At 49.3% G+C, this 9896-nt stretch carries 3 protein-coding genes; all 3 read left to right on the forward strand.

Annotated features, from left to right (window positions below; genetic code table 11):
• Positions 1–535: 535 nt before the first annotated feature.
• The 3 genes from rpoB to HMPREF3208_RS06825 all read left to right on the forward strand — a co-directional run bounded on the left by rpoB (position 536) and on the right by HMPREF3208_RS06825 (position 9892).
• Entirely contained in the window at positions 536–4084 is a 3549-nt protein-coding gene (gene rpoB, locus HMPREF3208_RS06000; RefSeq protein ID WP_064347766.1) for a DNA-directed RNA polymerase subunit beta, read from the forward strand.
• 131 nt (positions 4085–4215) lie between these two features.
• Positions 4216–8235, forward strand: coding sequence for a DNA-directed RNA polymerase subunit beta' (locus HMPREF3208_RS06005; protein ID WP_064347754.1), 4020 nt, complete (start codon positions 4216–4218; stop codon positions 8233–8235).
• A 412-nt stretch (positions 8236–8647) separates the two neighbouring features.
• Positions 8648–9892, forward strand: a complete 1245-nt coding sequence (locus HMPREF3208_RS06825) for an AMP-dependent synthetase (RefSeq protein ID WP_230953115.1) — start codon at positions 8648–8650, stop codon at positions 9890–9892.
• Positions 9893–9896: the final 4 nt, after the last annotated feature.

A 9896-nucleotide genomic window follows, 5' to 3' on the forward strand; every position in this document is an offset into this window, starting at 1 on the left:
CGTTAGCAAAGCATGACTGCAAAGCTACAGAAACATTTGCTGGAGAATTCCCTGCGTTTGTGTACTTGGGTCGTGTGCAAGTCCACATTTGCTCGCACTTTATCCCGAGATTGTGGACTTGGGCGGAGTGTAACGCTCGCGCGGTCTAAGCGTACTTGCTACTGAGCTTGCGTTGAAAGCACACTGTGCTTTCAACCTTGAGCAAGCTCGGCGCTCCGAGTTGCTTTCGCGTACTAAATCGCAGCGCTCAAGCAGGTCGTCGCGCAAACGCGCGCAACTTTTCCGGCTTTTGTTGTCGTTTTTTGTTGTCAGGGTGATAGCGGCGAAAAGTCTGGAGTTTTTGATAAAATAGACAATCTGTGTAAGGTGTGTCATATAGCGGGCATACTCATGGAACCGAAGAAGGCGCCCGCGAATTGCAATCTGCTTCAATAGCACTTCATTTGCCGCGAATTTCTTTAGTTTTCAAAGATTACAAGATTAAATAGTTAACTAGCGAGTGATAAAGGAACGTCCATTGGCTGCTGAACAAGCTATGACGAGCACCACGAAAGTCATCGCACGTGCTGACGAGCATGATATTAAGTTGCACAAAGCGTCAGATCGTGTGAATTTTGGCTCTATTTGTGAGCCTATTGATGTGCCATACCTCCTCGGCGTGCAAACCGACAGCTTTGATTGGTTGATTGGTTCTGAACGCTGGAAGAAGCGCGTTGCTGAAGATGAGGCAAACGGAACTCATACCGTACCTCACGTTTCCGGTCTTGACGAAGTCTTCCAAGAGATTTCCCCAATTGAGAATTTCGCTGAGACCATGAGCCTCACATTCTCTGACCCATACTTTGAAGAACCACGTCACACTGTGCTTGAGTGCAAGGAAAAGGATTACACCTATTCTGCTCCACTGTATGTGAACGCTGAGTTTGAAAACGGCGAAACTGGCGAAATTAAAAGCCAGACTGTTTTCATGGGTGATTTCCCACTGCAAACACCACACGGCACCTTCATTATTGGCGGCACCGAGCGAGTAATCGTTTCGCAGCTTGTGCGTTCTCCAGGTGTGTACTTCGATCGCACGCAAGATCGCACTTCCGACAAGGATGTTTTCGGCGCGAAGATTATCCCAAGCCGCGGTGCATGGTTGGAATTTGAGATTGATAAGCGCGACGTTTTAGGCGTTCGTGTTGATCGTAAGCGCAAGCAGTCTGCAATCGTATTCCTTATGGCTATCGGTATGACCAAAGATGAGATTGCCGACGCTTTCCAAGGCTATCCACTCGTTTTGGATGCGCTCGCAAAGGAACCAATCGAAACGCAAGACGATGCACTTACCGATTTATATCGTAAGATTCGCCCAGCAGATACTGCAACTCCAGAAGCTGGTCGCAATCTTCTCGATTCCTTCTACTTCAATACGAAGCGTTACGACTTGGCTCGTGTTGGTCGTTACAAGATCAACCGCAAGCTCGGTATTGAAGCCGACTACGCTGATCGCAGCTTGAATCGTGAAGATATTATCGCCACTATCAAATATTTGGTAACCTTACACTCCGGTGAGAAAACCTTCCCAGGCAAGCGCGACGGTCAAGATGTGCAGTTGCGCGTTGATGTTGACGATATTGATCATTTCGGCAACCGTCGTATTCGTCAGGTTGGCGAGCTTGTGCAGAATCAGCTTCGTACTGGCTTAAGCCGCATGGAGCGCGTTGTGCGCGAACGTATGACAACTCAGGATGCGGAAGCAATTACTCCTCAGTCCTTGATTAACATTCGCCCAGTAAACGCAACTATTAAGGAATTCTTCGGAACTTCCCAGCTTAGCCAGTTTATGGATCAGAACAATCCTCTGGCAGGCGTTACGAACAAGCGTCGTCTTTCCGCACTTGGTCCTGGTGGTCTTTCTCGCGATCGCGCTTCCATGGAAGTTCGAGACGTGCACCCATCCCACTTCGGACGTATGTGCCCAATCGAATCCCCAGAAGGTCCAAACATCGGTCTTATCGGTTCTTTGGCAACCTTCGGACGCATCAACCCATTCGGCTTCATCGAAACGCCATACCGCAAGGTTGTGAATGGTCATGTAACGAATGAAGTTGAATACATGACTGCAGACCGCGAAGCCGAACACGTTATTGCTCAGGCAAACCAGGAACTCGACGAAAACGGCAACTTCGTAGGCACTCAAGCACTTGCTCGTGTGGACGAAGAAGAAGCAGTCGATGTGCCTGTAAGCACTGTAGACTACATGGACGTTTCCCCACGTCAGATGGTTTCCCTCGGCGCTTCCTTGATTCCATTCTTGGAACACGACGAAGGCCACCGTGCATTGATGGGTACGAACATGCAGCGTCAGGCTGTGCCGCTGATTAAGTCCGAGCGTCCGCTTGTTGGCACCGGTTCCGAATGGCGTGCTGCAGTTGATTCTGGCGACGTAATCTTGGCAGAAAAGCCTGGTGTAGTAATCTATGTTTCTGCAGATATTATTCGCGTTATGAACGACGATGGAACTCAGTCCAGCTACAAGCTTTCTAAGTTCCAGCGTTCCAACCAAACTACCTGCTACAACCAAGTGCCGCTTATTAAAGACGGTGAGCGCGTAGAAGCTGGTACTGTACTTGCAGATGGTCCTGCAACCGAAAAGGGTGAACTTGCATTGGGTAAGAATTTGCTCGTTGCATTCATGCCTTGGAATGGTTACAACTACGAGGATGCTGTGATTATTTCCCAGCGTCTTGTGCAAGACGATACGCTTTCTTCCATTCATATTGAAGAGTACGAAATCGACGCTCGCGAAACTAAGTTGGGTGCTGAAGAAATCACGCGCGACTTACCAAACGTTGGTGAAGACGCAATTGCAAATCTCGACGAGCGCGGTATTATTCGCATCGGTGCTGAGGTTGAAGCCGGCGACATTTTGGTTGGCAAGGTAACTCCTAAGGGCGAAACCGAGCTTACTCCAGAAGAGCGTTTGCTCCGCGCAATCTTCGGCGAAAAGAGCCGCGAAGTGCGCGATACTTCGTTGCGCGTACCGCACGGCGAAACTGGTACTGTGATTGCAGTGAAGGAAATCACCCGCGAAGACGCTGAGGACGACGGTGACGAGCTTCCAAATGGCGTGAACCAAATGATTCGCGTTTACATTGCTCAGCATCGTAAGATTACGCAAGGCGATAAGCTTTCCGGTCGTCACGGCAACAAGGGTGTTATTTCCCGCATTCTTCCAGAAGAAGATATGCCATTCTTGGCTGACGGTACTCCAGTTGACATCATGCTTAACCCGTTGGGCGTGCCTTCTCGAATGAACTTGGGTCAGGTGCTCGAGCTTCACTTGGGTTGGATTGCTCACGCTGGCTGGGATATTAACCTGGATCCAGACCTTGAGGCTGCTTGGAAGAAGTACGTTCCGCAGGGTGCTGAACATGGTGATCCTGGTACTCCAGTTGCAACGCCAGTATTCGACGGCGTGCGTCCAGAAACGTTGAAGGGCTTGCTTTCTACAACTCTCACCAATCGCGATGGTGACAAGCTTGTTGGTTCCGATGGTAAGGCAACGCTGTTTGATGGTCGTACTGGTGAGCCATTCCCGAAGCCAATTTCCGTGGGCTACATGTACATTTTGAAGCTGCATCACTTGGTTGATGATAAGATTCACGCGCGTTCCACTGGTCCTTACTCCATGATTACCCAGCAGCCGTTGGGTGGTAAGGCTCAGTTCGGCGGCCAGCGCTTCGGCGAAATGGAAGTTTGGGCGCTCGAGGCTTACGGTGCTGCTTACACATTGCACGAAATGATGACTACGAAGTCCGATGACGTCGACGGCCGCGTGCGTGTATACGGTGCTATCGTCAAGGGCGATAACCTGCCACCAGCTGGCATTCCTGAATCCTTCAAGGTGTTGCTTAAGGAAATGCAGTCGCTTTCACTTAATGTTGAAGTGTTGAACGCTGAAGGCGTTGCGATTGACATGAAGGACGAAGAGGACGATCCAGTTTCATCCTCCGACGATCTTGGCTTCAATATTGGCGCTCGACCAGATTCGTCCGCCAAGGAAGACCAGATTGCTGTTGAACCTGAATACCAGTGATTCTGCAAGAAGTGAGTAACGGCGCTTCTCAACAAATCAACATTTGCTTAGAAGCGCCCTTACTGGTAACACTTGCTTAGAAACACCTTTTAAAAAACGTATAAAACAATTTCACAGACAGGACGATAAGAGTGCTGGACGTCAACGCATTTGACAAACTGAGGATTGGACTGGCAACCGCCGACGACATCCGTAGCTGGAGCCACGGCGAAGTAAAGAAGCCAGAAACTATTAATTACCGTACCTTGAAGCCGGAGAAAGACGGTCTGTTCGGTGAGCAGATTTTCGGTCCAACTCGCGACTGGGAGTGCGCATGCGGCAAATACAAGCGTGTGCGCTTTAAGGGAATCGTGTGCGAGCGATGCGGTGTGGAAGTTACCCGCAGCCGTGTTCGCCGCGAACGCATGGGACATATTGAGCTTGCAGCTCCAGTGACGCACATTTGGTTCTTCAAGGGTGTGCCAAGTCGTTTGGGTTACTTGCTCGACATTGCACCAAAAGATCTTGAAAAGGTAATCTACTTCGCAGCCTACATGGTTACGAAAGTCGACGAAGAACAGCGTCATCAAGATCTTCCAGATTTGCAAGACGAATTCGATACTGAAATCGGCAACCTTCGCAAGCGCCGCGATAACGAAATTGAAGCGCGCGCAAAGAAAGTCGAAGAAGATTTGCACGAACTGGAAGAATCTGGCGAAGGCAAAGGTGCTGCTCGTGCTAAGTTGCGCGCCAGTGCTGAGCGCGAGATGTCTGCTATTCGCACCCGTTATGATGAGCAAATTCAGCGTTTGAACGCTGTGTTTGATCGTTTCAAAGGTTTGCGTGCCGGCGATATGGAAGGCGACGTTGACTTGTGGCGCGAGATGGAAGATCGCTACGGTGACTACTTTGAAGGCTGCATGGGTGCTGAGGCCATTAAGAAGCGTTTGCAGGACTTCGATTTGAAGTCTGCTGCAGAGGAACTTCGCGCAGAAATTGACAGTGGCACTGGTCAGCGCAAGGCTCGCGCTTTGAAGCGATTGAAGGTAGTCAACGCATTCCTAACTACTGGCAACAAGCCAGAAGCAATGGTTTTGGATGTGATTCCAGTAATCCCACCGGATTTGCGACCAATGGTTCAGCTTGACGGTGGTCGTTTCGCAACCTCCGATTTGAACGATTTGTATCGTCGCGTCATCAACCGTAACAACCGTTTGAAGCGACTTATTGAGCTTGGTGCTCCTGAAATCATGCTTAATAACGAAAAGCGCATGCTTCAGGAAGCAGTTGACTCGCTCTTTGACAACGGTCGCCGCGGTCGTCCGGTAACCGGCGCATCCAACCGACCATTAAAGTCACTTTCCGATATGCTTAAGGGTAAGCAGGGTCGATTCCGTCAGAACTTGCTCGGTAAGCGTGTTGATTATTCCGGCCGTTCCGTAATCGTCGTTGGCCCAAGCCTTCGCATGCATCAGTGCGGTTTGCCTAAGCCAATGGCGTTGGAGCTGTTCAAGCCGTTCGTAATTAAGCGTTTGGTAGATCAGGGCTTCGCACAGAATATGAAGAGCGCCAAGCGTTTGGTTGACCGCGGTGACTCTGAAGTGTGGGGCGTTTTGGAAGAAGTTATTTCCGAGCATCCTGTGCTGCTGAACCGTGCACCTACACTTCACCGCTTGGGTATTCAAGCATTTGAGCCAATCTTGGTTGAAGGTAAAGCAATCCACCTGCCACCACTTGCCTGCGCAGCATTCAACGCAGACTTCGATGGTGACCAGATGGCAGTGCATCTTCCGCTTTCTGCCGAAGCTCAAGCTGAAGCTCGTACTTTGATGATGGCTTCCGACAATATCTTGAAGCCAGCAGACGGTCACACCGTTACCATGCCATCCCAGGATATGATTTTGGGTCTTTACTACTTGTCTACCGTAATCGAGGGAGCCAAGGGTCAGGGCCGCATCTTCTCCTCGCTCGCCGAAGCTGAAATGGCGCTCGACAAGCACGAAATTGACATGCAGGCTAAGGTGTTGATTCGCGTTCCTGCAGACTTCGTGCTGCCAAAGAATTGGGAACCTGCTGAAATTAAGGTCGTTGACCCTGAGCCAGGTAGCCCAGACGTTGTACGCGAAGAACGCTTTAAGGACGGAACAGTACTGTTTGCAACTTCTTGCGGACGTATTTTGTTCAACGGAACTTTGCCAGTCGACTATCCGTTTGTTAACGAACAGGTACCAAAGGGCGTACTCTCCAAGATTGTCGACGATATCGCAACACGCTACTCTACAGCGCAAGTGGCGGCAAGCCTTGATGCTTTGAAGGATCTCGGCTTTACGCGCGCACCTTGGTCTGGCGTAACAATGGCATTCTCCGACATTGTGCTTCCTCCAAATCGCGAGCAGATTGCGCAAGATTACGAGGATCAGGCTGCAAAAATCAACTCTCAATACGATATGGGTCTTCTTACAGACGAAGAGCGTCGTCAAGAGTTAATCAACTTGTGGACCGAATGCACCGACAAGGTCGCAGACGCAATGCGCGAAAACTTCCACGATGACAACAACGTGAACATCATGGTTCAGTCAGGCGCACGTGGTAACTGGATGCAGATTCGCCAGATTGCAGGTATGCGAGGTCTTGTGGCAAACCCTAAGGGTGAGATTATTCCTCGACCTGTTAAGTCAAACTACCGCGACGGCTTGTCTGTGTTGGAGTACTTCATCTCCCAGCACGGCGCTCGTAAGGGCTTGGCAGATACCGCACTTCGTACGGCAGAATCTGGCTACTTGACTCGTCGACTCGTGGACGTTTCGCAGGAAGTTATTGTTCGCGAAGAAGATTGCGGCACGAAGCGCGGTCTTATGATGAAGATCGCTGATCGCGACGAAAATGGCAATTTGACGCTTGTTAAGGCTGCTGATGGTGGTCCATACTCGCGCTTGCTTGCTGCAGATGTTCTCGATCCTGCTGACGGTACAACAGTTTTGGCAAAGTGCGGAGATGCGCTTTCTATGGACGTGTTGCGTGATTTGGTTGCGCATGGCGTTGAGGAAGTTAAGGCGCGTTCTGTGCTTACTTGCGAATCCAAGCGCGGTGTTTGCGCAAAGTGCTACGGCTGGTCCTTGGCTACGAGCCGACTCGTGGATGTTGGCGAAGCTGTTGGTATTGTGGCAGCACAGTCCATTGGTGAGCCTGGTACGCAGCTTACGCTTCGTTCCTTCCACTCCGGTGGTGTTGCTTCGGCTTCCGATATTACGCAGGGTCTTCCTCGTGTTACGGAGCTTTTCGAGGCTCGTACTCCTAAGGGCGAGGCTCCAATTGCTGAGTTCCCAGGCGTTGTGAAGGTTGAGGATACTGACCACGGCCGTCAGGTGACTTTAACTCCAGACGACACTACGGTTGAGCCAATCGTTTACCCAGTGACGCGTCGTGCGCCAATGCTGGTTAAGGACGGCGACCACGTTGAAGTTGGTACGCAGTTGATTGAGGGTTCTGTGGATCCTAAGAAGATTCTGCGTATTCTTGGCCCACGTGCAGCTCAGGTGAATATCGTGGAAGAAGTGCACAACGTGTACCGTTCTCAGGGTGTAGATATTCACGATAAGCACATTGAAGTTATTGTGCATCAGATGCTTCGCCGCATTACGGTGATTGATTCTGGTGATACGGATCTTCTTCCAGGTGAACTTGTGGATCAGGCAAAGTTCCGCGAGGCAAACTTGGCTGCTGTGAAGAACGGTGGTAAGCCTGCTGCTGGTCGACCAGAGCTTATGGGTATTACCAAGGCTTCGTTGGCTACTGACTCTTGGCTTTCCGCAGCATCCTTCCAGGAGACTACGCGCGTGCTTACTGAAGCCGCCTTAAGCCAGAAGGAAGATGACCTTAAGGGCTTGAAGGAGAACGTGATTATCGGTAAGCTCATCCCAGCTGGTACTGGTTTGGCGCGTTACCGTAACGCTAAGGTAGAGCCAGATCCTCAGATTCGCGACTCCATTTACCCGAACTTTGGTTTAGGCGGTGCTGATAGCACGCCATCGAACTTCGGTGAAAGCGATATGGGTGATGTTGACTTCTCCAACATTGATTTTGGTGATATGAAGCTCGGCGACGACTTTAATCCAGATGACTTCCTTGATGATCAAGGTGGTCAGGGCGATTATGGCGACGAAGCTGAGTGATTGCGCTAATCTGATATAAATGGGGCTTCAAGCTTTCGGGCTTGAAGCTCCTTTTTTGTTGCTGGACATATTGCGTTCTGCATTAGTAACGTATAATGCAGATTTTTCGTTACTGGTGCAGATTGCGTTCTGCATTAGTAACGTATAATGCAGATTTTTCGTTACTGGTGCATATTGCGTTCTGCGTTAACAACGTATAACAGCGTTTTTTCGTTACTTGCGCAGTTGGTGTTCTGCATTAGCAACGTATAATGCAGATTTTTAGTTACTTGCGCAGTTGGCGTTCTGCGTTAGTAACACATGAATCATCCTTAAATACCTTTTAACCACAATGCTGTAAATTTATTGTTTATGTATCGTATTCTCAAATAACCTCAGTAGTATGCCTAAAACTAACAACGAAATGATACGTATGATAAGAGACGCTGAAATAGAGCATAGATGCATCATACCTATTCACGCAGCTCAAAAACAATATGCATACAGACGCGTGAAAAACGGCACTTTTGTGCGCACTTTTCGCAATCTTTACGCGCAAACTGAATATTGGGGAAAGCTGTATACTCCAGAACGTATACGTCATATAGTGCTTTCTTTGATGGAGCTTTACCCGGATTGGAAGTTTACGGTTACGAGTGGGGCAGTGTTATTTGGCTATAACGTTGTGGAAGATTACGATGTGCTGTTTGCTGGTGGCGAATATGATTCACAGAATAGTAATCTTCAAACGCAGCCAACGCAGATTTATATTCGCTCCAAAACTAATAAGTCTGCGCACGACAATCCGCAATTGCATCGTATTCGCGCGACCGGTAGGGAGCAGGATGCTACGAGTGACGACGTGCGCATTGAGCAACCAAGTCGCAAGTATGGTGGGCGTCTTGTTACGCTTCCGCATTTTAGCGATAGGGTAAGTTACGAGATTAGAAGTCATGTTGTTGACAAAAGTACGCTGCTTTTTGATTCTGCTAACAGTTTGAGTTTTAGGTCTGCTTTGCCGATTTTTGATTCTGCTGCGCGCGATAATGTGAATTTTAATAAGGTGATTGAGATTTGTGAAAGTAGATATTGCGGTTGCGGTAACTGCGGTGTTGGCGGTGTTGGCGGTGTTGGCGGTGTTGGCGGCAGTGGATTTTGTGTTAGCAGTGTGGTTGGCGCTGGTAGTGATGCGGATTCGCTTTTTCGATTGCGTCGTCTTTGCTGTTTTGCGAACGGATTAAGTGAGAATGGTGGCGAGTCTTTTGCGCGCGGAACGATGATTGATCTTGGGTTTATGGTGCCGGAGTTGCAGCATGAGTTTGTTGTGTCTAATACGGGGTACAAGTATCGGTGTGATTTTTTGTGGCAGCTTCCGGTCGGTGGGCTGATTGTTGGTGAGCTTGATGGGTATGGGAAGTATTTTGTTGATTCGAGCAATGCGGCTCATGTGAATATTGATTTCAATTCTTCGGCTGATAATCAAATGTTGCGTAATTCCTACAATCAGGCCGCTATTAATCGCAATATTGATAGACAGGCTGAGCGTGAGTCGAGGCTGATGAGGGAGTGCGGTGTGAGTAAGATTGTCCGTTTTAATTTTGCGGATGTTGTTGGCATTAAGAATCTTGAGCGTAAGCTTGTTGAGGCTGGTGTGCCGCGTATTATGCGCGTTGGATGAGAGC

Source organism: Gardnerella vaginalis, assembly GCF_001546485.1.
GTDB lineage: Bacteria > Actinomycetota > Actinomycetes > Actinomycetales > Bifidobacteriaceae > Bifidobacterium > Bifidobacterium vaginale_D.